Origin of the sequence: Brachybacterium sp. GPGPB12, assembly GCF_038396325.1 — a bacterium.
GTDB classification, from domain to species: Bacteria; Actinomycetota; Actinomycetes; order Actinomycetales; family Dermabacteraceae; genus Brachybacterium; species Brachybacterium conglomeratum.
This window is the reverse complement of the sequence record NZ_CP149573.1, coordinates 3,509,747-3,530,929: the sequence shown is the minus strand read 5'-3', so window position 1 is coordinate 3,530,929 and position 21,183 is coordinate 3,509,747. Positions and strand designations below refer to the sequence as shown.

General features: G+C 72.6%; 12 protein-coding genes and 9 pseudogenes. 2 read left to right on the top strand and 19 right to left on the bottom strand.

The features are described from left to right. Position 1: 1 nt before the first annotated feature. The 12 genes and pseudogenes from recA to WKH84_RS20500 all read right to left on the bottom strand — a co-directional run bounded on the left by recA (position 2) and on the right by WKH84_RS20500 (position 12,699). Positions 2 to 1,119, bottom strand: a pseudogene (recA, locus tag WKH84_RS20555) (recombinase RecA). A 267-nt stretch (positions 1,120 to 1,386) separates the two neighbouring features. Continuing rightward, a complete protein-coding gene (locus WKH84_RS20550; RefSeq protein WP_341854930.1) occupies positions 1,387 to 1,611 on the bottom strand; it encodes a DUF3046 domain-containing protein in 225 nt (74 codons plus the stop codon). A gap of 1 nt (position 1,612) precedes the next feature. Beyond that, positions 1,613 to 1,918: a helix-turn-helix transcriptional regulator gene (locus tag WKH84_RS20545; protein WP_341854929.1), complete on the bottom strand. Its 306-nt coding sequence runs from the start codon at positions 1,916 to 1,918 to the stop codon at positions 1,613 to 1,615. Positions 1,919 to 2,116: 198 nt separating this feature from the next. Next, positions 2,117 to 2,603 (bottom strand): annotated as a pseudogene (locus tag WKH84_RS20540) (nicotinamide-nucleotide amidohydrolase family protein). Further along, a complete protein-coding gene (gene pgsA, locus WKH84_RS20535; protein ID WP_341854928.1) occupies positions 2,600 to 3,127 on the bottom strand; it encodes a CDP-diacylglycerol--glycerol-3-phosphate 3-phosphatidyltransferase in 528 nt (175 codons plus the stop codon). The pseudogene WKH84_RS20540 and the gene pgsA overlap by 4 nt, the downstream one beginning before the upstream one ends. A 129-nt stretch (positions 3,128 to 3,256) precedes the next feature. Then, positions 3,257 to 6,027, bottom strand: a pseudogene (locus WKH84_RS20530) (DNA translocase FtsK). 307 nt (positions 6,028 to 6,334) lie between these two features. After that, positions 6,335 to 8,028, bottom strand: a pseudogene (locus WKH84_RS20525) (ribonuclease J). Positions 8,029 to 8,059: 31 nt separating this feature from the next. Next, a pseudogene (dapA, locus tag WKH84_RS20520) lies at positions 8,060 to 8,916 on the bottom strand (4-hydroxy-tetrahydrodipicolinate synthase). 51 nt (positions 8,917 to 8,967) lie between these two features. After that, positions 8,968 to 10,131 carry a hypothetical protein gene (locus WKH84_RS20515; RefSeq protein ID WP_341854927.1) on the bottom strand — a complete coding sequence of 388 codons (1,164 nt, stop codon included), beginning with the start codon at positions 10,129 to 10,131 and terminating at the stop codon, positions 8,968 to 8,970. Between the two features lie 136 nt (positions 10,132 to 10,267). After that, positions 10,268 to 10,937 (bottom strand): annotated as a pseudogene (locus WKH84_RS20510) (asparagine synthase C-terminal domain-containing protein); the annotation flags it as partial. A 138-nt stretch (positions 10,938 to 11,075) separates the two neighbouring features. Further along, positions 11,076 to 11,827 (bottom strand): annotated as a pseudogene (locus WKH84_RS20505) (asparagine synthetase B); the annotation flags it as partial. 224 nt (positions 11,828 to 12,051) lie between these two features. After that, positions 12,052 to 12,699 carry an HAD-IA family hydrolase gene (locus tag WKH84_RS20500; RefSeq protein WP_341854926.1) on the bottom strand — a complete coding sequence of 216 codons (648 nt, stop codon included), beginning with the start codon at positions 12,697 to 12,699 and terminating at the stop codon, positions 12,052 to 12,054. A 142-nt stretch (positions 12,700 to 12,841) separates the two neighbouring features. Here WKH84_RS20500 and WKH84_RS20495 point away from each other — a divergent pair, with 142 nt between their 5' ends. Continuing rightward, positions 12,842 to 13,462: an AzlC family ABC transporter permease gene (locus tag WKH84_RS20495; RefSeq protein WP_341854925.1), complete on the top strand. Its 621-nt coding sequence runs from the start codon at positions 12,842 to 12,844 to the stop codon at positions 13,460 to 13,462. Between the two features lie 155 nt (positions 13,463 to 13,617). Then, positions 13,618 to 14,460: an AzlD domain-containing protein gene (locus WKH84_RS20490; protein WP_341856992.1), complete on the top strand. Its 843-nt coding sequence runs from the start codon at positions 13,618 to 13,620 to the stop codon at positions 14,458 to 14,460. On the opposite strand, the gene dapB is transcribed toward WKH84_RS20490, so the two are convergent. The 7 genes and pseudogenes from dapB to WKH84_RS20455 all read right to left on the bottom strand — a co-directional run bounded on the left by dapB (position 14,442) and on the right by WKH84_RS20455 (position 21,012). Then, complete coding sequence (gene dapB / locus WKH84_RS20485; protein WP_341854924.1) at positions 14,442 to 15,221, bottom strand: 4-hydroxy-tetrahydrodipicolinate reductase; 780 nt, start codon at positions 15,219 to 15,221, stop codon at positions 14,442 to 14,444. The two genes, WKH84_RS20490 and dapB, sit on opposite strands and share 19 nt — an antisense overlap. Positions 15,222 to 15,285: 64 nt before the next feature. Further along, positions 15,286 to 16,374: a pitrilysin family protein gene (locus WKH84_RS20480; RefSeq protein ID WP_341856991.1), complete on the bottom strand. Its 1,089-nt coding sequence runs from the start codon at positions 16,372 to 16,374 to the stop codon at positions 15,286 to 15,288. 58 nt (positions 16,375 to 16,432) lie between these two features. Further along, positions 16,433 to 16,636: pseudogene (locus WKH84_RS20475) on the bottom strand (hypothetical protein); the annotation flags it as partial. Between the two features lie 34 nt (positions 16,637 to 16,670). Beyond that, the gene (locus WKH84_RS20470) at positions 16,671 to 16,841 is read right to left on the bottom strand and encodes a hypothetical protein (protein ID WP_341854923.1); all 171 of its coding nucleotides are present in this window, start codon (positions 16,839 to 16,841) and stop codon (positions 16,671 to 16,673) included. Between the two features lie 156 nt (positions 16,842 to 16,997). Beyond that, entirely contained in the window at positions 16,998 to 17,846 is an 849-nt protein-coding gene (locus tag WKH84_RS20465) for a hypothetical protein (protein WP_341854922.1), read from the bottom strand. Positions 17,847 to 17,943: 97 nt separating this feature from the next. After that, positions 17,944 to 18,480 carry a hypothetical protein gene (locus WKH84_RS20460; RefSeq protein WP_341854921.1) on the bottom strand — a complete coding sequence of 179 codons (537 nt, stop codon included), beginning with the start codon at positions 18,478 to 18,480 and terminating at the stop codon, positions 17,944 to 17,946. A 260-nt stretch (positions 18,481 to 18,740) separates the two neighbouring features. Beyond that, a pseudogene (locus tag WKH84_RS20455) lies at positions 18,741 to 21,012 on the bottom strand (polyribonucleotide nucleotidyltransferase). Positions 21,013 to 21,183: the final 171 nt, after the last annotated feature.

Genomic DNA, 21,183 nt, shown 5'->3' with positions numbered 1-21,183 from the left:
CTCAGATGGTGGCGGGGACGTCCTCGTCGAGGAACTCGTCCTCGCCCAGCACGTCCTCGGCTCCGATCTCGGTCTCGGGGGCGGACTGCTCTGCGGCGTACTTGCCGACTCCGAGGGTGCGCAGGATCTTCTCCTCGATCTCCGCGGCGAGGTCCGGGTTGTCCTTGAGGAACTGGCGGGAGTTCTCCTTGCCCTGCCCCAGCTGGTCGCCCTCGTAGGTGAACCAGGCGCCGGATTTGCGGACCACGCCGTGCTCCACGCCGAGATCGATCAGTCCGCCCTCGCGGGAGATGCCCTCGCCGTAGAGGATGTCGAACTCGGCCTGCTTGAAGGGCGGGGCCATCTTGTTCTTGACGACCTTGACGCGGGTGCGGTTGCCGACGGCGTCGGAGCCGGACTTCAGGGTCTCGATGCGGCGGATGTCCATGCGGACCGAGGCGTAGAACTTCAGCGCCTTGCCGCCGGTGGTGGTCTCGGGGTCGCCGAAGAAGACGCCGATCTTCTCGCGCGGCTGGTTGATGAAGATCGCGGTGGTGCCCGAGGAGGACAGCGCGCCGGTGAGCTTGCGCGCGCGCCTGCGACATGAGGCGGGCCTGGAGGCCGACGTGGGAGTCGCCCATCTCGCCCTCGATCTCGGCCTTGGGCACGAGCGCGGCGACGGAGTCGACCACGACGATGTCCAGTGCGCCGGAGCGGATCAGCATGTCGGTGATCTCGAGGGCCTGCTCGCCGGTGTCCGGCTGGGAGACCAGCAGGGCGTCGGTGTCCACGCCGAGCTTCTTGGCGTACTCGGGGTCCAGCGCGTGCTCGGCGTCGATGAACGCGGCGATGCCGCCGTTGCGCGCGCGTTGGCGACCGCGTGGAGAGCGACGGTGGTCTTGCCCGAGGACTCCGGACCGTAGATCTCGACGATGCGGCCGCGGGGCAGGCCGCCGACCCCGAGGGCGGCGTCCAGCGCGACAGATCCGGTGGGGATGACCTCGACGGGCGGGCGGGTGTCGTCGCCGAGCCGCATGATCGATCCCTTGCCGAACTGGCGGTCGATCTGGGCGAGGGCGTTGTCGAGGAGGAGCCGCGATCCTTCGCGGTGGACTTGGGGGCGGACTTCGATGCAGCCATGGGGTGTTCCTTCCTGAGGGCCGGGTGGGCCGACGTGGTGACCTTGCGGCCACAGTAGGCGCCGACCCCGACATTCGCCGTTGCCCCGGTGCCCCTGTGGATGACGGGGCGCTGGGGAGGAGAGGTGCTGAGGCGGGCACGATGCCCGGGGACCGACGGACACAGACTACCGAACAGACGTTCGAACTCAAGTCGGCCGCGGGCGTGTCGCGCCGCGTGTTCCGCAGCGATCCTGCGGGGCCGGCGGCGGCGCCGGCCCCGGGGACGTCAGCGTCGTCGCTGCTCGACAGGGATCTCCCAGCGGGCGGACTCGGGGACCTCCATCGCCTCGCACAGCGCGGTCCACACCGCACGCACGGCGACCCCGCGCTCGAGTGCCCCGGCGGCGGTCAGGCCGCCGACCTCCTCGAGCACGAGGTCGTGGGTGTAGGTGCGGGCCAGCGTCGAGCCGAACACGTGATCGGCCAGCTCCGCGAACTCGCTGCGGCGCACCTCAGCTGGCGCCGACCAGCGGCGCGGTGCCGTCGGCGAGCCCCTCGGGGACCGTGTCCGGGATCGTCACGCGCTCGGCGACCGCGATGCGATCGGAGACCTCGCGCAGGACGAAGGACAGCGGGAGACCGAGGGCGTCGGTCACGGAGACGAGCGACTCGCTGGAGGCCTCCTTCTGCCCGCGCTCGATCTCGCTGAGATAGCCCAGCGAGACGCGCGCGTCGGAGGACACCTGCCGCGGCGTGCGGCCCTGGGCACGGCGCGCATCGCGCGAGACGTCCCCCAGCTCCTGGCGGTACAGGATCATGGACCTTCCTCCCTTCCTCTGACTCTGGATGAACTTCTCATGCACCTCTGGGATGCGGTACGTCGTCGTCATCACGTAGAGCCCAACGCGTCCTCCCGCGAGAGTGTTCCCCAGAGTGTAGTGGGCCACGTCCGAGGGTTCGCTGAAGATGTGCACGGTGGACGTCGGGGAGGAGAGGACCGCGTCGTCCCCGGCTGATCAGGACTCGGACGGATCGGCGAGCTCGACGGCGAGCTCGTCGAGGGCCGCCTGGACGGCGAGGGCCCGGATCTCGGCTCTCCCGCCGCAGAGACGGACCTCACGGGTGCGGGCGGGACCGCCGCGTCGGGCGATCCCGAGGTGCACCGTGCCCTCCGGCACACCCCGCGCGTCGGGGCCGGGGCCGGCCACTCCGGTCGTGGACACGGCGAGGTCGGCGTCGTACAGCCGCGCGCGCCCTCGGCCATCGCGGCGGCGACCTGCGCGGTCACCGCGCCGGTGCGCTCGAGCGACCCGGCGTCCACGCCGAGCACTCGGCTCTTCGCCGCGTAGGAGTAGCAGGCCGCTCCCCGGCGACGACATCGCTCGCACCGGGCACGTCGACCAGTCGGGCCACGACCGCGCCGGCCGTGAGCGACTCGGCGGTCGCGAGGGACCAGCCGCGCTCGCGCGCCGCGTCGATCACCGCGGCGGGGGTCCCGCTCATGCCTGCGCGGTCCCCGCCGAGAGCGCCTCACGGCGCAGGCGCAGGCCGTCCTTGAGGTTCACCAGGCCGGACCACACGGTCAGCACCACGGCCAGCGGCACCAGGGCCAGGCCGATCCAGCGCGCCGGGGACCACCACAGCTCGAAGGGGATGAGGCAGAAGGTGATCGCGATGGACTGCACCATCGTCTTCGCCTTGCCGGCCATGTTCGCCGGCGGCGCCCCGTACTTCAGGATGGTGAAGCGCATGACGGTGATGCCGATCTCGCGCACCAGGATCAGCACGGTCATCCACCAGGGGACGTACTCCCACATGGAGAGCATGATCAGCGCCGCGCCCGTGATCGCCTTGTCCGCGATCGGGTCCATGATCTTGCCGAAGTCGGTGATCAGGTTGCGGCCGCGGGCGAGGTGCCCGTCGACGAAGTCGGTGATCATCGCCAGGACGAACACCGCGGCGACGAGCAGACGCCCGCCGACCGAGTCGGGATAGAGGATCGCGAGCACCACCAGCGGCGGCACCATGACGCGGCCGCGGCATGGTGAGGATGTTGGCGATGTTCCACAGCGGGACCTCGGCCTCGGGCTTCGTGGTCATCGGTGCTCCTGGGGTGCGGCGGGACGCGATACGAGGGCGGGACGGGGGCGGGACGCTCAGCGGCCGGTGAGGCTCCAGGCGTCCTCGCTCTCCTCGTCGTCCTCGTCGTAGTAGTCGACGGCGGGCTCGGTGCCGTCGTCGGCGAGCGGGTCGCTGCCGTACCGGTCGGCGCTCCCCTCGCCCACGGGCTCGGTCGGCTCGGGGTCGAGGTCGACGGCCTGGTCGGCGCCGTAGGGCTCGTCGCCCTCCCCGCTCGGGGCCTCCTCCCCGCGGATGCGGGCGATCGCGGTGCCGAGCTCGTCGGGGTGGACGAGCACGTCGCGGGCCTTCGAGCCCTCGGAGGGGCCGACGATCTCGCGGGACTCGAGCAGGTCCATCAGCCGGCCCGCCTTCGCGAAGCCGACGCGCGCCTTGCGCTGCAGCATGGAGGTCGAGCCGAACTGCGTGGTGACCACGAGCTCCGCGGCCTGCAGCGGCACCTCGAGATCGTCACCGATGTCGTCGTCGATCTGCTTCTTCTCCGCGACGACGGTGACGTCCTCGCGGTAGTTCGGCGTCATCTGCGTCTTGACGTGGTCGACGACCTTGTGGATCTCCGACTCGTTGACCCAGGCGCCCTGGACGCGCATCGGCTTCGCCTTGCCCATCGGGTGGAACAGGGCGTCGCCCTGGCCGATGAGCTTCTCCGCACCGGGCGTGTCGAGGATGACGCGGGAGTCCTGCAGGGAGGAGGTCGAGAAGGCGAGGCGGCTGGGCACGTTCGCCTTGATGATGCCGGTGACGACGTCGACCGACGGGCGCCGCGTGGCGAGGATCAGGTGGATCCCCGCGGCACGGGCGAGCTGGGTGATGCGCTGGATCGAGGCCTCGACGTCGCGGGGGGCGACCATCATGAGGTCCGCGAGCTCGTCGACGACCACCAGCAGGTACGGGTAGGGGGCCAGGCGCCGCTCGCCGCCGGCGGGGACCTGCACCTCCCCGGCGCGCACGGCCTTGTTGAAGTCGTCGATGTGCTTGAACCCGAAGGCGGCGAGGTCGTCGTAGCGGGCGTCCATCTCCTTGACGACCCACTCGAGCGCCTCGGCGGCCTTCTTCGGGTTGGTGATGATCGGGGTGATCAGGTGCGGGATGCCCTCGTAGATGGTGAGCTCCACGCGCTTGGGGTCCACCAGCACCATCCGCACCTCCTCCGGGGTGGCGCGCATGAGGATCGAGGTGATCATCGAGTTGACGAAGCTGGACTTGCCGGCGCCGGTGGCGCCCGCGACCAGCAGGTGCGGCATCTTGGCGAGGTTCGCGACGACGAACCCGCCCTCGACGTCCTTGCCCACGCCCATCACCAGCGGGTGCTCGTTGCGGCGGGCTACCTGGTCGCGCGGCGACGTCGCCGAGCGCGACGGTCTCGCGGTCGGTGTTGGGGATCTCGATGCCGATCGCCTTCTTGCCGGGGATCGGCGAGAGGATCCGCACGTCCGAGCTCGCGACGGCGTAGGCGATGTTCTTGTCCAGCGCCGTGACCTTCTCGACCTTGGTGCCGGGCTCGAGCTCGACCTCGTAGCGGGTGACCGTCGGGCCACGGGAGAAGCCCACCACCTCGGCGGCGACCTTGAACTGCTCGAAGACCTCCTCGAGCGCGCTGACCACCCGGTCGTTGGCCTCGGAGCGGGTCTTGTGCGGCGGCCCCTCGAGCAGGAAGGAGGACTCCGGCAGGGTGTAGACCACGTCGCCGGCGAGCTCGAGCCGCTCGCCCGCGCGGGGCAGGTCGCCCATCGGCGGATGCACCAGCTCGGTCGCGTCCTCGGGCTTCTCCGCCGGTGCGGCGGCGGGCGCCTTCTTCGTGGGCATGGGGGTGGTGCGGTCGCCGCCGCGGGCCCCCTTGGCGGGCGGCGCCGCGGTGGGCGCCTCGTCGCCGGTGGGGAAGGTCTTGGCGCGCTGGTTCTCGTCCTCGACGACGTCGAAGACCTCGGTCGCGTCCTCCGGGGCGCCGCGGCGCGGACCGGCGGGGCCGGACTTTGCCGCCTTCGCGCCCTTGCCGGCGCGACCCGGCTTCTTCGCGCCGGGGCGGCCCTCCTCGGCCACGCCCTGCTCGAAGGCCTCGTCGCCGGCGTAGCCGAACGCCTCGTGGTCCCGTTCGGCCTCCGCGGCCTCCGCCTTCTCCTTGCGGGTGCGGCGACGGGTGCGGGTCGCGGGCTGGGCCGCGGTCTCCTGCTCGTGCACTGCCGGGTCGACGCGGCGCGGGCGCAGGCCGAAGGCGATGCGCTCCTCGTCCTCCTCCTCGCTGCGGCCGACCATCACGTCGTAGACGCCGCGCAGGCGGGAGGATCGACTCGACCGGCGTCGCGGTGAGCACGAGGATGCCGAAGGCGATCAGGGCGGAGTGGATGATCACGACGGCCAGCGGCGGCGACAGCGCCTCGAGCGGCGCGGCCGCGAGATAGCCGAGCACGCCGCCGCCGCGGGCGAGGGCGTCGATGCCGTCGGCCGGGGCGGGCGACCGCGCCGAGACCGAGGCGATGGCGGAGATCGCGGTGAGCGAGACGGCGATCCCGATCGAGATGCGGGTGTTGGCGCGCACCTGGTCGGGGCGCCGGAACATGCGCAGCGACCAGCCGGCGGCCAGCGGCGGGATCACCATGGAGGAGATCCCGAAGGTGCCGGCGACGACGGTGTGCACGGCGCCGAGCACGGGTCCGCTGGACTGCCACCACTCGACCACGGCGACGAGCACCGCGATGAGCATCAGGAACAGCGCGTAGCCGTCGCGCCGCCGCTCGGGCTCGACCTCCCAGCGCCGCACCCCGATGCCGCGGACCATGCCGCCGACCATGCGGGCGATCGCCAGATAGCCGGAGCGCACTGCGCGCACCGGCAGGGGGAGCGTCGAGGGGTCGTTCGCCGCGGCTCCGCGGGTCCGGGAGCCGCCGGAGGCCGAGGAGCGGGACGAGCCTTTCGACGCACGTGCGGGGGAAGACGTACGTGTCGCCATGGTCCCGATGGTACATTCCGGCCCCCGCTCGGCCCGGGAGGCGACCCGCGCGATCCGCTCCCCGGGCGCGGATCACGTCGCGGTCGCGGCGGGGCCCCGGCGCCCGCCGCGGGAGCGCGCCGGGCCGAGCCGGCGCGCCGCAGGGGGCTCAGGCCTCGACGACCACCGGGATGATCATGGGCCGCCGGCGCGGCCGCTGGCCGACGTAGCGGCCGACGACACGCCGCATGACCTGCTGCGGCTGGTAGGTGTCGCGGCGGTCCGCCTGGTCGGCGACCGCCTGCTCGAGTGCCTTGACGATGTCGGGCCGGAGCCGGTCGAAGACCGCGTCGTCCTCGGCGACGCCGCGGGCGTGGATCTCGGGCCCCGCGATCAGCGCCCCGGTCTCGGAGTGCACGACCGCGAACAGGGAGATGAACCCCTCGTCGCCGAGGATGCGGCGGTCCTTGAGGTCCGCCTCGGAGATCTCGCCGACGCTCGAGCCGTCCACGTACACGTAGCCGTTGGGGATCTCCCCGACCACCTGGGCGATCCCGTCCTTCAGGTCCACGACCCGGCCGTCGCGGGCGAGGACCACGCGCTCGCGCGGCACGCCGGTGGCCTCGGCGATGCGGCCGTTGGCGATGAGATGGCGGACCTCGCCGTGGATCGGCATGACGTTCCTCGGCCGCACGATGTTGTAGCAGTACAGCAGCTCGCCCTCGCTGGCGTGCCCGGAGGTGTGGACCTTGGCGCGCCCTTGTGGACCACCTCGGCGCCGAGCGCCATGAGCCCGTTGACCACGCGGAAGACCGCGTTCTCGTTGCCGGGGATGAGGGAGGAGGCGAGGATCACCACGTCGCCGGGGCCGACGGAGACGCGGTGGTCGCGGTTCGCGATCCGGCCCAGCGCCGCCATCGGCTCGCCCTGGCCGCCGGTGCACATCAGCACCACCTGCTCGTCGGGCAGGGAGTCGATGCGCTTGACGTCGACGAGGGTGTCCTCGGGGACGCGGAGGTAGCCCATCTCCGCGGCGATGCCCATGTTCCGCACCATCGAGCGGCCCACGAAGGCGACCTTCCGCCCGTGCGACGCGGCGGCGTCGAGCACCTGCTGGACGCGGTGGACGTGGCTGGAGAAGGACGCCACGACGATCTTCTGGCGTGCGCGGGCGAAGATCCCCTTCAGCACCGGACCGATCTCCTGCTCGCCGACGGTGAAGCCGGGGACCTCGGCGTTGGTGGAGTCGGTCATGAACAGGTCCACCCCGGCCTCGCCGAGGCGGGCGAAGGCGCGCAGGTCGGTGATCCGGCCGTCGAGCGGGAGCTGGTCCATCTTGAAGTCGCCGGTGTGCAGAACGGTCCCGGCGGGGGTGCTCACGTGCACCGCGAGCGCGTCGGGGATCGAGTGGTTCACGGCCACGAACTCGCACTCGAAGGGGCCGAAGCTCTCGGTCTGCCCCTCCGCGACGGCGAGGGTGACGGGACGGATGCGGTGCTCGCGCGGCTTCGCCTCGATGAAGGCGAGGGTCAGCCGGCGCCCACCAGCGGGATGTCGGGCTTGCGCCGCGCGCAGGTAGGGCACGGCGCCGATGTGGTCCTCGTGCCCGTGGGTGAGCACGATCGCGGCGACGTCGTCGAGCCGGTCCTCGAGCATGTCGAAGTCCGGCAGGATCAGGTCCACGCCGGGCTGGGACTCCTCGGGGAAGAGCACCCCGCAGTCGACGATCAGCAGGCGGCCCTGGTACTCGAGGACGGTCATGTTGCGGCCCACGTCGCCGAGGCCGCCCAGCGGCGTGATCCGCGGCGTGCCCGGGGCGAGCTCGGGCGGTGCGGGGAGACGGTCGGTGAAGGCGGCGGTCATCTGGGTCTCCTCGGCACTCGGGCGGATCGGGTCAGAGCAGGCCGGCGGCGTCCAGTGCGGCGGAGAGCTCGCGCGACTGGGTGGCGTCGGCGGGCAGGTGCGGCCCGCGCATCGCGGCGTGCGGCGACACGCCCTGCAGGTGCGGCGCGGCCTTCGCGGCGACAGCGCCGGGCATCCGGTTCATGACCGCCTCGACCACGGGCACGAGCCGGAGATGGGCCTCGAGGGCGGCGGGCAGGTCGGAACGGTCCACCGCCTCGACCATCTCCCGCTCGATGTCGCCAGCGATCTGGCTGACCACGGAGACCATGCCGGCCGCGCCGAGCGTCAGCCAGGGAAGGTTCAGCGCGTCCTCGCCGGAGTAGTAGACGAGGTCGGTCTGCGCCATGACGAGGGAGGCCTGCTGGAGGTCGGCCTTGGCGTCCTTCACCGCGACGATGCGCGGGTTCTCCGCCAGGCGCAAAGCAGGGTCTCCAGCGCCAGCGGGATCCCGGCGCGGCCGGGGATGTCGTAGAGCATCACCGGCAGGTCGGTGGAGTCCGCGATCGCGGTGGTGTGGGAGACGACCCCGGCCTGGGAGGGCTTGGAGTAGTAGGGCGTGACCACGAGCGGCCCGTCGACGCCGACCTCGGCGTGCGCGCGGGCGAGGTCGATCGAGTGGGCGGTGTCGTAGGTGCCGACGCCGGCGACCACGGTCGCCCGCTCGCCGACGGCCTCGACCACGGCGCGGGCCAGGTCGATCTTCTCGACGTCGGTGAGGGTGGGCGCCTCCCCCGTCGTGCCGGAGACGACGACGAGGTCGTGGCCGTGCTCGACGACGTGGGCGGCGAGCGACTGGGCCGCGTCGAGGTCGACGCGGTGGCCGTCCTCGCTCAGCGGGGTGACCATCGCGGTCCCCACCGCGCCGAACGGTCGCGCAGGGCGCTGGTCGGTGCTTGCTCATGGTCTCCTCCAGGGGAAGTCTTGCTGCCCGGATCCTAGTGCAGGGGCGGCCGTGTCCCGTGCCGTCCCGGCACGCGGCGGGTCCGTCGGCGCCGTGCCGCGGCGGGCGGCGGCGGGGCGGGCGGCGGCGGGGAGGGCCCGCCGCCGCGAGCTCCTCAGCGCCGGTCCGCGCCGCCGAGGTCGACGAGGATCGCCAGCGGCGTGCGCTGGCGGCCCTGGCCGAGGGGGTTGTCGGCGAAGGTCGCCTCGAGCACCTCGTTCGTGGTGGGCACGTCCGAGCCCAGCACGTTGCGGCCGATGTCGTTGGCGTCCATCACGACCGTGCCGACGAAGCTGTCGCGCGGCCGCGGCGGGGATCTCCGCGCCGCGGATCGCGGCGGAGATCCGCGCGGCGACCGCGTCCGGGTCCTTGGGCGGGAGCTTCGCGGAGACGTTCGAGGGGAAGGCGGAGTACGGGGTGGGCCCGTCGATCGCGCGCACGTTCGCGCCGACGACCTCGTAGAACAGACCGCGCCTGCCGACGACCTTTCCCGCGGCGCCGACGGCGGAGGCGGCGACGACGCGCGGGAGCCCCACCTCGCGGATCGCGAGCTCCATCGTGGTCGGGTCGCCCAGGCCGATGCCGGCCGGGGTGCGGGAGACGAAGCGGCTGAGCACCTTGGCGGAGCGGCGGGGCCTGATCTCCCAGGTGAACCAGGAGCGGCCCTGCGTGATCGCGATGATCTTCTCGCTGATCACGAAGTACCAGGGCGCACCGTCGGGGACGACGCCGCCCGGCAGGGACGCGGCGAAGGCCTCGACCCGCTCGCGGGCGATCCGCTCGACGTCGTCGCCGCGGGCGACCAGCGCGGTCTGCAGCGGCAGGCGGCGCCAGGTGCGGCCGTCGGCCTCGGAGACGAGGTCGAGCCGCTTGCCCTCGTTGGCGACGTAGTCGCTCTTGGGCACGACCTCCTCCTCGGCCGCGGGCTCTGCGGCGACGGCGGCGGGGGCCGGGGCGGCGGCGAGCGCGGCCTCGTCGGCCGAGCCGCCGAGCGCGCGGGTGGCGCCCTCGGCGTCGTCGAAGAAGGTGCGCATCCACAGCTCGACGTTCAGCAGGCGCCAGAACATCAGCGTGCCGTGGTTCTCCGGATGGGCGATGTAGTCGTCGAACAGCGCGAGCACGCTCGGCGCGTCGAAGTAGGGTCGGGAGGCGAAGGATGCGGAGGCGAAGACGTCCCGCAGGCTGCGGCGCGATCGAGCGGAACCACTCCCCCTCGGGGGTGGTGAAGCCGATCTTGTTGCGGCGCTTGGAGATCATGTCGGGGAGGATCCCGTCCATCGCCTCGCGCAGGATCCGCTTGTTCCAGCCGTCGTGGATGATCGCGGACTCGTCGAGGGAGAACAGGAACTTCAGCGGCTCCTTGTCGACGAAGGGGACGCGCCCCTCGATGCTGAAGCGCATCGTGTTCTTGTCCTCGTAGCGCAGCAGCGAGGGCAGGGAGGAGCGGAAGGTGTCCTCGAGCAGGCGCTCCTTGAGGTCGTCCTGGACCGAGGTGACCTTCTCGCCGCTGTGCTCGGCGACGAAGCCGGAGTTCAGCGGCGCCCTCCATCGGCACGGAGGTGCGGCCGGAGAACTTGGTGCGGGCGAGCTTGCGGAGGATGTCGCGGGAGCCGACGACCTCGGAAGCGAGCTCCTTGAACCGCTTCTGGCGGCGCGGCTGGCGCAGGTAGACGTAGAAGTACGGGTTGTACCCGGCCATCATCTCGTCGGCGCCCTGCCCGTCCAGGAGCACGGTGATGTGCTGGCTGGCCTCGCGCATCACGGCGTACTGCGCGTAGGGGCCGGTCGAGATGATCGGCTCCTCCTGGGTGCGCACGAAGTCGTGGAGGTCCTCGAGGAACGCCTCGGGCTGCGGGTGGATCTTGTGGGCCGTGATCTGGCCGCGGTTCTCGTCCAGCGGCGCGTCGACGTAGCGCTCCTCGTCGTTGGAGGAGTTCGGGAAGACGGCGGAGAAGGTGTTCTGGCGGGAGCCGACCGCCTCGTAGCCCGCGTCCTCGGCCGCTCGCGCGGCTGGCGTGCGATCACGGCGGCGACGGCGGAGGAGTCCAGCCCGCCGGAGAGGGAGGTGCCGACGGGGACTTCCGACTGCAGGCGCATCCGCACGGAGTCCTGGAAGCGCTCGCGGTACTCGTCCACGACCGACTGGTCGTAGGGACGATTGGGGCGGGCGGCGATCTCGCGCGGCTCCTCCTTCAACCGGGTGAAGGAGCGCACCTCGGTGCCGTCGGGACGGATCTCGAGCACCTCGCCGGACATCAGGCGGTTCACGCCGGCGAAGAAGGTGCGGGAGTCGTCGTCCTGGACGCGGAACTTCAGGTAGCGGTAGACGGCGCGGTCGTCCGGCGCGGCCTCGAAGGTGCCGGAGGCGAGCAGCGAGCGGATCTCCGAGCCGAAGACGACCTTCGGCGCCCCACCGGCCTCGGAGGCGGGGTCCAGGCGGTAGTAGAGCGGCTTGATGCCGAAGTGGTCGCGGGCGAGGGTGACGGTGCCGGTGGTCGCGTCGTGGATCGCGAAGGCGAACATGCCGTTGAAGCGGTCGTAGGCGGCGGTGCCCCACTCGGCGTGCGCCTCCAGCGGCACCTCGGTGTCCGAGTCGGTGCGGAAGATGTGGCCGAGCCGCTCGAGCTCGGCGCGCAACTCGAGGTAGTTGTAGGTCTCGCCGTTGTAGACGATGGTGTAGCGGCCATCGGCGGTGGTCATCGGCTGGGCGCCGTGCTCGCGGTCGATGATGGCCAGGCGCCGGTGGGCCAGCCCGGCCTCGCCGTCGACGAAGAGGCCCTCGCCGTCGGGACCGCGGTGGGCCAGGGCGCCGCTCATCCGGCGGGCGATCCGCTCGGTGTCAGCGCCGTATCCGTAGGTGCCGGCGATTCCGCACATGGGGCGAGTCCTTTCGAGGGGGACGGTCGCGCCCTCGGTCCGGACGCTCGCCGCCAAGGGGCGACGACGTCGAGGACGTCGTCCGCAGGGCGCGGGACGGACCGGTCGGGCCGCCCAAGGGTATCAACGGGGCCGCGGCCGACGGAGCAGGCGCGGCGCGACGGTCAGCTTCCGCGGCGGGCGAGGACGAGGTCCTCGCCCTCGACGCGCACCTCGAGGTCGTCCAGCGAGGTGACCAGGGCGTCCGCGAGCGGGGACAGCTCCCCGGCGGGGGTGGTCGTGGTCACGGCGACGGTGCGAGCGCCAGCGGCGATCCCGGCGCCGAGCCCGCTGACGGAGTCCTCGAGGACGACGGTGCGGGAGGGCTCGGCCCCGACCCGCTCGGCGCCCAGGAGGTACGGCTCCGGATCGGGCTTGCCGTGGGTGACCTGGTCCGCGGTGACCAGCCCGTCGGGCACGGGCGGCCCGGTGCGGGACCAGCGGGCCTCGAACAGGGGCCGGGTGCAGGAGGTGACGATGGTCCAGCTCGCGCGGCCCAGGGTCTCGGCGGCGGCATCGAGCTCGGCGAGCGACCGCTCGGTGCCGGGCAGGACGACGATCCCCTCCACGTCCTGCATCTCGAGCTCCTCGATGCGGCGGTGGGCCGCGTCGAGCTCGGCCTCGCTCGCCTCGGGCAGGATCTGGGCGAGGATGCGGCGGGCGGGCATGCCGTGATGGGCGTGGCCGAACCGGAGGTCGGTGCCCAGCTCGCGCAGGAGCGTGTTCCAGGACCGCTCGACGGCGGGGCCCGAGTCGATCAGGGTCCCGTCCATGTCCAGCAGGAGGGCGCCGGTGCGCGCGGCAGGGCGGTGTCGGAAGCGGGATCCTGGGAGTCCGTCATGCCGTCAGAATCTCATATCCCCTGTCGGACGCGCGGTGGATGTCGGTGCAGGTGATCGTAGAGTGTCGAGCATCATGACCGCCGCCGCCCCCTCCTCGTCCCCGCGCCACGACGCCCCCGATGCGCGGGCGCGCTCGATCCGTCGCACCGGCTTCTCGATCGGTCTGGCGACGGGGCTGTACGGGATCAGCTTCGGCGCGCTCGCGACCGCTTCGGGGCTCGATGTGTGGCAGGCGATGGTGCTCTCCGCGGTGATGTTCACCGGCGGCGCCCAGTTCGCCTTCGTCGGCGTGGTGGGCGGGGGCGGCTCCGCCCTCGGCGCGGCGCTCGCCTCGCTGCTGCTGGGGATCCGCAACACGCTGTACGGGCTGATCCTCGCCCCCTCCCTGCCGCGCGGCGGGGCGAGGGCGCGGCCCGCGCGCGCTGACGATCGACGAGTCCGCGGCGCTGGCGGCGACGGGCACGACCGAGGCGGAGCGTCGGGCGGGGTTCTGGTCCGCCGGGGTGTGGGTGTACGTCTTCTGGAACCTGTTCACCCTCGCGGGCGCGCTGGCCGGTCAGCACATCGCCGATCCCGCGGCCTGGGGGCTCGACGCCGCCGCGGCCGGGGCGTTCATCGCGGCGCTGTGGCCGCGGCGCGCGCGGCGGGGACGCGGTCGCGATCGCGGTGGCCGCGGCGTTCGTGGCGCCGCTGACCACGCCGGTGCTTCCCGCCGGGCCGCCGGTGCTCGCCGCGGCGCTGGTCGCGGTGGTGGCCGGTCTGCGCCGTCCCGTCGCGGGGCGACGGGGCACGCGCGCCCGAGGTCGGTGCGTCGGACGACGAGCCCGCGACGGACGAGGAGGAGCGGCGATGAGCCTGCTGTGGATCGCGGTGATCGCCGCGTCGGTGCTGTCCTTCGTGCAGAAGTGGATCGGCTACCAGGCGCCGCAGGACGTGCTCGAGCGCCCCCGGATCGCGCGGATCACGCGCCTGTCGCCGATCGCGCCGCTGGGGGCGCTGGTGGCGACCCAGACCGCGGCCGACGGGACGGAGGTCGTGCTGGACGCGCGGCTGGCCGGGCTGGGCGTCGCGGTGGTGCTTGCTGCTGGCGCGGGCGCCGTTCCTGGTGGTCGTGGTCGGCGCCGCCGCGGCGGCGGCCGCGCCGCGGGCGCTCGGCTGGGCCTGAGCGCGGCGTCCTGCTCGTCGCGCCGCTCGGCGCACCGCTCGCCATCGCGCTCGCCCGGGCTCCCGGCGCGAGGACGCCCGACGGGTCAGCGGCGCGCGGCCTCGATCGCGCGACGGGTCGCCATGCGCGCTCCCTTGCGGTCGCGCGGCCGCGTCGTAGGCCAGGGCGAGGCGGAACCAGGCGCTCCACTCCCCCTCGCCGCCGTCCTGGACCGCGGTGCGCGCGGCCTCGAACTCGGCCCGGGGGTCCTCCGCCTCGGCGTCGGCCGGGGGCTCGTACCGGGCGGAGAGGTCGCCGGCGGCCATGCCGAAGAGCACCTCGCGCCAGGTCACCCACACGGTCAGCACCAGCGGCACCACGATGCCGATGGCCAGCCCGTACCCGAGCCCTCCCCCGGCGCGCACGAAGCCCCAGGCGATCCAGCCCAGGCCCCACGCATAGGCCGCAGTGACCAGAACGAGCCCTGCGACCATCAGCTTCTGTCGCATCCCTGTCCCCGTCCCGGGCCTCAGCCGAGGTCCATGTAGCCGTCCAGGCCCACGGTGAGGCCCGGGTGCGAGGCGACCTCGCGCACGCCCAACAGCACGCCGGGCATGAAGCTGATGCGATCGAAGGAGTCGTGGCGCGCGACGAACTGCTCTCCCACCCCGCCGAACTGCACGACCTCGTGGGCGACGAGGCCCCGCTGGCGCACCGCGTGGACGTGGATGCCGTCGACGACCGCGCCGCGGGCGCCGTCCGGGTCCTTCTCGGTGGCGTCCGGGACCGGGCCGAGACCCGCCGCGGCCCGGCCGCGGGCGATCGCGGCGGCGGTGTGGCGGGCGGTGCCGGAGGGGGCGTCGAGCTTGTTCTCGTGGTGCATCTCGATGATCTCGGCGCTGTCGTAGTAGCGCGCGGCGACCTCGGCGAAGCGCATGGCGAGCACGGCGCCGATCGCGAAGTTCGGGGCGATCAGCACGCCCACGCCCTCGGCGCCCGCGAGTCGCTCCCGCGGCGCCTCGAGCGACTCCTCGCTCCAGCCGGTGGTGCCGACCACGGCGTGGATGCCGTGGTCGATCAGCCAGGCGACGTTGTCGGCGGTGGCGGAGGGGACGGTGAGGTCGATCGCGACCTCGGCCCCGGCCTCGGCCACGGCGTTCAGATCGTCGCCGCGGCCGATCCGGGCGACGAGCTCGAGGTCGTCGGCTTCCTCGACGGCACGACAGGCGGCGGCGCCCATGCGGCCGGCGGCGCCGAGCACGGCGACGCGGGTGGGGCGTGCGGAGGACGAGGTGGATGCGGGGGTCATGGCGGCTCCTGGGGTCGTGGCGGTGGGCGGAGGGGCGGGAACGGGGAGGGTCCGCGAGGCGGGATCAGCTCTCGGGGCCGACCTCGACCCGGGTGCTGTACGAGCGGGACAGGCGCGCGGCGAGGTCCCGCACGTCGGCGACGTCGACCTTCCCGATGCGGGCGAGGGTCTCGTCGACGCTGGTGTAGCGGCCGTGGACCAGCTCGATCGTGCCGAGGCGGCCCATCCGGGAGCTGGTGTCCTCGAGGCCGAGTGCGAAGGAGCCGGTGATCTGGCCCTTCGCCCGGATCAGCTCGAGCTCGTCGACGCCCGTCTCGCCCATGCGGCCGAGCTCCTCGGCCAGCGGCTCGACGACCTGGCCCGTGCGGCCGGGACGGCAGGCGGCGTACATGCCGAACAGCCCCGCATCGCGGTAGCCGGCGCTGAAGGAGTAGACGGTGTAGGCCAGCCCCCGCTCCTCGCGGACGGACTGGAACAGGCGCGAGGACATGCCGCCGCCGAGCACGGACATCAGCACCGAGAGGGTGTGGCGGTCCTCGCTGAGCGCGGTGAGGCCCTGCCCGCCGAGGTAGATGTGGTTCTGCTCGGTCGGGCGGGCGAGTCGGTGCGGGGCGAGCGCGCCGACGTCGGCGGCGATCCCGTCGCTCGGCACGACGGTCGCGGCGTGCCGGCCGCGGGAGGGCGACGCGCCCTCGTCCAGGCTCCAGCCGCCGCGGCGCAGGCCGGCGGCCAGGAGGCCGGCCAGCTCGTCGTGGTCGATGTCGCCGACGGCGGTGACCACGAGGTTGTCCGGCCGGTAGTGCTCGCGGTAGTGGGCGCGGACGTCCTCGATGGTGAGCGCCTCGACGCTCGCGGCGGTGCCGCCGACGGGACGGCCGAGCGCCGTGTCGGGGCCCAGCACCTGGGCGAGGAAGGTCTCGTAGCCGATGTCGCCCGGGTCGTCCTCCGCCATGGCGAGCTCCTCGAGGATGACCTCGCGCTCGGTGGCCAGGGCGTCCTGCTCGAGGACGGAGGAGGTGATCATGTCGGTGAGGACGTCCACGGCCATCGGCACGTCGGCCGAGCGCACCCGACCGTAGTAGAGGGTGTGCTCCTTGGCGGTGACGGCGTTGGAGTCGCCGCCCACCTCGTCGAAGGCGGTGGCGATGTCCATCGCGGCCGCGGCGCCGGGTGCCCTTGAACAGCAGGTGCTCGAGCACATGGGTCGATCCCGCATGGGCGGGGGCCTCGTCGCGGGAGCCGACGGGCGACCACAGCCCGATGCTCGCGGCGCGCGCACGCCGCGGTCGGTCTGGGTGAGCGGCCGCACCCCGCCGGGCAGGATCTTGCGCCGCACGCCGGTCGCGGCGTCGAGGATGACGTCGGAGGCAGGATCGTCGTAGAGGAGGTCGGAAGGCATCGCTCGATTGTTCCACGGGTGGCGCGCCGCTCCGAGAGACCTCACTCACCTCACTCGCGGCCGGGAGGAGGGCGCTCCCACAGCGGCTCGAACCACTTCCGGGCGCCGTCGTCGAGGGTGACCACGTCGAACACCGCATCGGAGGTCCGAGACAGCCGCTGGGCGCGCACGGTGCGCCCAGCGCTCTCCAGCAGGTCGTACTCGTCCTGCACGCCGAGCACCGCTATCGGATCCTCCGCGCTCCCGGTCGCGCTGGCACGCAGACCGGCGAGCGCGGGCCGCGCCTGCTCTGCGTCCGCCTGCCCGCCGGCCGCCTCACGGCATCTCCAGCGGCGACCACTCCTGGCCGTCCCACTTGATCACGCCCCACCATCGGGTCACGGCATAGAGGGTGCCGTCGGGGGCCCATGCGGTGCGTCCCAGCTCTCCGGGGGCTCCGATGTCGGGGACGGACTTCGGCAGGTCGATGCGCTCGTGTCCCGCGAGGCTGGCGCTCCAGATCTCGAGAGCCTCGGACTCTCCGCCGGAAACGGCGAGGCGACCGTCCGGCCCCACGGCGAGGTACTCGGGCACGGGGATTCCCGATTCGACGTCCCTGCCGCATCCGGAGTCGGGGAAGCCGGCTGGAGCCGGGCCTCCTCGGCGGTGCCCAGGACGAAGCGTCCCTGGTCGTCGGCGGCGATCCCCACCGCATCCTGCGAGCGACCCTCCAGGGCCGTGGCCCTCTCGCCGGTGCGGGCATCCCAGTGCTCGGCGCCGCGTCCCTGGACAGCGACGGCGATCTGCGAGCCGTCCCGCGAGTAGGCGAGGGCCATCGGGGTCCCGTACGAGACGCGCAGGACCGGCTGGGTCGCGCATGTGCCACCGGTGAGCGACCAGAGCCGGATCGTCCCGTCCGTGCTCAGGGAGGCGAGCTGGTCGCCATCGGGGCTGAAGGCGAGATCCCGGATGACCCGGGAGCGTCGGGAATCGGACTCCTCGTGGCCGCCGAGTGTCCACAGCACCTCACCATCGGGTCGCGCCAGGTGGATCGCGAGCTCTCCGGCCGTCGCGATCAGGTCCTCCTGAGGGTGCCAGACGATGGCCCCGGTCATGGTGTCGTCGAAGCGGGCGACGATCTCCCCGGTGGCGGTGTCCCAGATCGTCGTGCCGGCCGTCTCGCTCTCCGACAGCGCCTGCCGGTGCCACCACTCATGGGCGGCGACGCGAGCACCGTCCGGTGACACGGCTAGGCCGAGGAGTCCGAGCCGCGGCTCCTTGCGAAGGTGGGTCTCCGCTCCGAGCGAGGGGAGGGAGAGCCCTGCTCCGGACTCGACCGGCTGATCACCCTCCAGGCAGATGCTGTCCGGGGGCCCGCCGCCACCACTGAGCGTCCCCGCCCCGATGAGGAGCCCGGCCCCCAGCAGGGCTCGTCGGGTGGTGTCGCTCTCCCTGGCTCACCGGGACACCGGCATCGCGGCGCGCCTGCTGCAGGTCCTCGAAGCTGAACTCGTCGGCGAACTCGTCCTCGCGCTCCCGAGCATTGACCTCCACCTCCTGGTCCAGGTAGTCCTGCATCTGCTCCTGATACTCGGGCGTCGACGGATCACCGATGGGCGGGAACTCGTAGTTCCACGGCCGGAACTCGTGGCGCCACTGCTCGATCTCCCCGCGCGTGAAGCCGTACGCCCGCTCGACCTCGGCGTACTCCTCGCTGTTGTCGTCGCCGGTGACCCAGTCCCAAGGATCGGCTTCGGTGCGGCGGATCATCTCGTACTGCACCTGGTGCCTGGCCTCATGGGCGGCGATCTGCAGGCCATAGGGGCTGTCCAGCGACTCGCTTCCGTGCCCGTAGCGTCCCCTCCGCGCGCCGGACGGCATCGGAGCACCGCAGGGCCTCCTCGGTGTCCGTCCCCAGCATGCCGTTCCTCCCCGCCCCGGCGCCCGGACTCCCGTGATCGGGCTCACCGCGATCACCTTATGCGACGGCACCGGCCCCACCCAAGCACGGCTCGTCGCCTGTGGACGGCTGGCGCATGATGCGCATGGACCGGCTCATGGCGGGGCCGGGAACGGGGCGAGGGCGGCACCCCGAGTGGGGTGCCGCCCTCGCACGAGCGCTCAGCGGGTGAGCGACGGGATCACTCGGCGGTGGTCTCCTCGGCGGCGACGGTCGCCTGCGACTCGACAGCCTCGGCAGACTCGGACTCGTCCTCGATCACGGCGAGGGAGATCTTGCCGCGGGCATCGATCTCGCGGATCTCCACCTCGATCTTCTGGCCGACCTTGGCGACGTCCTCGACGTTCTCGACCCGCTTGCCGCCGTTGAGCTTGCGCGCTGGGTGACGTGGAGCAGGCCGTCCTTGCCCGGGGTGAGCGAGACGAAGGCGCCGAAGTCGACCACGCGCACGACGGTGCCGAGGTAGCGCTCGCCGACCTCGGGCACCATCGGGTTGGCGATGGCGTTGACCGCGGAGCGGGCCGCCTCGGCCGAGGGGCCGTCGGTCGCGCCGATGTAGACGGTGCCGTCGTCCTCGATGGTGATGTCGGCGCCGGTGTCGTCCTGGATCTGGTTGATCATCTGGCCCTTCGGGCCGATGACCGCACCGATCTTGTCGACGGGGATGGTCACCGCAAGCACGCGCGGGGCGTGCGGGCTCATCTCGTCGGGCGCGTCGATCGCCTCGCCCAGCACCGAGAGGATCGCCAGACGCGCCTCGTGGGCCTGCGACAGGGCCCCGGTGAGCACGGAGGCGGGCAGGCCGTCGAGCTTGGTGTCGAGCTGGATGGCGGTGACGAACTCCGAGGTGCCGGCGACCTTGAAGTCCATGTCGCCGAAGGCGTCCTCGGCCCCGAGGATGTCGGTGAGGGCCGCGTAGCGGGTCTCGCCGTCCACCGTGTCGGAGATCAGTCCCATCGCGATGCCGGCGACCGGGGCGCGCAGCGGCACGCCGGCGTTCAGCAGCGAGAGGGTCGAGGCGCAGACGGAGCCCATCGAGGTCGAGCCGTTGGAGCCGAGGGCCTCGGACACCTGACGGATCGCGTAGGGGAACTCCTCGCGGCTGGGCGGCACCGGCACGATGGCGCGCTCGGCGAGCATGCCGTGGCCCACCTCGCGGCGCTTCGGGGAGCCGACGCGGCCGGTCTCGCCGGTGGAGTACGGCGGGAAGTTGTAGTGGTGGATGTAGCGCTTGCGGTCGACGGGCCCGAGGGAGTCGATCTGCTCGCTCCATCTTGAGCATGTTCAGCGTGGAGACGCCCAGGATCTGGGTCTCGCCGCGCTGGAACAGCGCCGAGCCGTGCACGCGCGGGAGCACCTCGACCTCGGCGGAGAGAGCGCGGATGTCGCGCAGGCCGCGGCCGTCGATGCGGACGCCCTCGGTGAGGACCTTCTTGCGCACGACCTGCTTGGTCAGCGCGCGGAAGGCGCCGGAGACCTCGGACTCGCGACCCTCGAGCGCGCGCCCTCGGCGGCGAGCTCGGCGGTGACCTCGCCGAGCAGGCTGCTCGGTGCGCTCCTCGCGCTCGGTCTTCGCGGCGATGGACATGACCTCGGCCAGACGCTCGGTCGCGGCGGCCTCGACGATGCCGTAGGCGTCCTCCTGGTAGTCCAGGAAGAGCGGGAACTCGCGCACGGGCTTCGCGGCCTTCGCGGCGAGCTCCTCTTTGCGCCACGCACAGGTCGCGGATGAAGACCTTGGCGGCCTCGAGGCCCTCGGCGACGACGGACTCCGTCGGGGCGATCGCGCCCTGCTCCTTGATGAGCGTCCAGGAGTTGTCGGTGGCCTCGGCCTCGACCATCATGATCGCCACATCGTCCTCGACGATGCGACCGGCCACGACCATCGAGAAGACGGCCTCGTCCAGTCGCGCGAAGGTCGGGAACGCGACCCACTGGCCGCCGCCCTGCGCGTCGGGCATGAGCGCGATGCGCACGCCGCCGATCGGGCCCGAGAAGGGCAGACCGGAGATCTGGGTGGAGGCGGAGGCGCCGTTGATGCCGACGACGTCGTAGGCGTCCTCGGGGTTGCAGGCCATGACGGTCAGCACGACCTGGACCTCGTTGCGCAGGCCCTTGACGAAGGCGGGGCGCGCCGGGCGGTCGGTGAGGCGGGCGGCGAGGATCGCATCGGTGCCCGGGCGGCCCTCGCGACGGAAGAACGAGCCGGGGATGCGGCCCGCGGCGTACATCCGCTCCTCGACGTCGATGGTGAGGGGGAAGAAGTCGAAGTGCTCCTTCGGCTTGTTCGACACCGCGGTCGCCGAGAACACCATGGTGTCGTCGTCGAGGTAGACGGACACGGCACCGGCGGCCTGCTGGGCGAGGCGGCCGGTCTCGAAGCGGATCTCGCGACGGCCGTAGGCGCCGTTGTCGATGACGGCGGTGGTGGCGGTGATGTCAGGGCCTTCCATGGCCATGGGGGATCTCCTAGGTTGAGGGGTGCCCCTGCCGGTGCGGCCTTCGTCAGTCACCCGCGGCGCCCGGGCGGGACCGGGGTCTCCGGTCGCCCGATCCGCAGGCCACTGCCGAGGACCGAACCTGGTCGGGGCGGACATACGACACCGCCGCCCGCCCTGGGGGCG

Excerpts from the sequence above, each read along its gene's own strand:
- WKH84_RS20545 (WP_341854929.1), bottom strand. The coding sequence starts at position 1,918 with ATGATCCTGTACCGCCAGGAGCTGGGGGACGTCTCGCGCGATGCGCGC.
- pgsA (WP_341854928.1), bottom strand. The coding sequence starts at position 3,127 with ATGGTGCCGCCGCTGGTGGTGCTCGCGATCCTCTATCCCGACTCGGTC.
- WKH84_RS20500 (WP_341854926.1), bottom strand. The coding sequence starts at position 12,699 with ATGGACGGGACCCTGATCGACTCGGGCCCCGCCGTCGAGCGGTCCTGG.
- WKH84_RS20495 (WP_341854925.1), top strand. The coding sequence starts at position 12,842 with ATGACCGCCGCCGCCCCCTCCTCGTCCCCGCGCCACGACGCCCCCGAT.
- WKH84_RS20490 (WP_341856992.1), top strand. The coding sequence starts at position 13,618 with ATGAGCCTGCTGTGGATCGCGGTGATCGCCGCGTCGGTGCTGTCCTTC.
- dapB (WP_341854924.1), bottom strand. The coding sequence starts at position 15,221 with ATGACCCCCGCATCCACCTCGTCCTCCGCACGCCCCACCCGCGTCGCC.
- WKH84_RS20480 (WP_341856991.1), bottom strand. The coding sequence starts at position 16,374 with ATGGACATCGCCACCGCCTTCGACGAGGTGGGCGGCGACTCCAACGCC.
- WKH84_RS20460 (WP_341854921.1), bottom strand. The coding sequence starts at position 18,480 with ATGCCGTCCGGCGCGCGGAGGGGACGCTACGGGCACGGAAGCGAGTCG.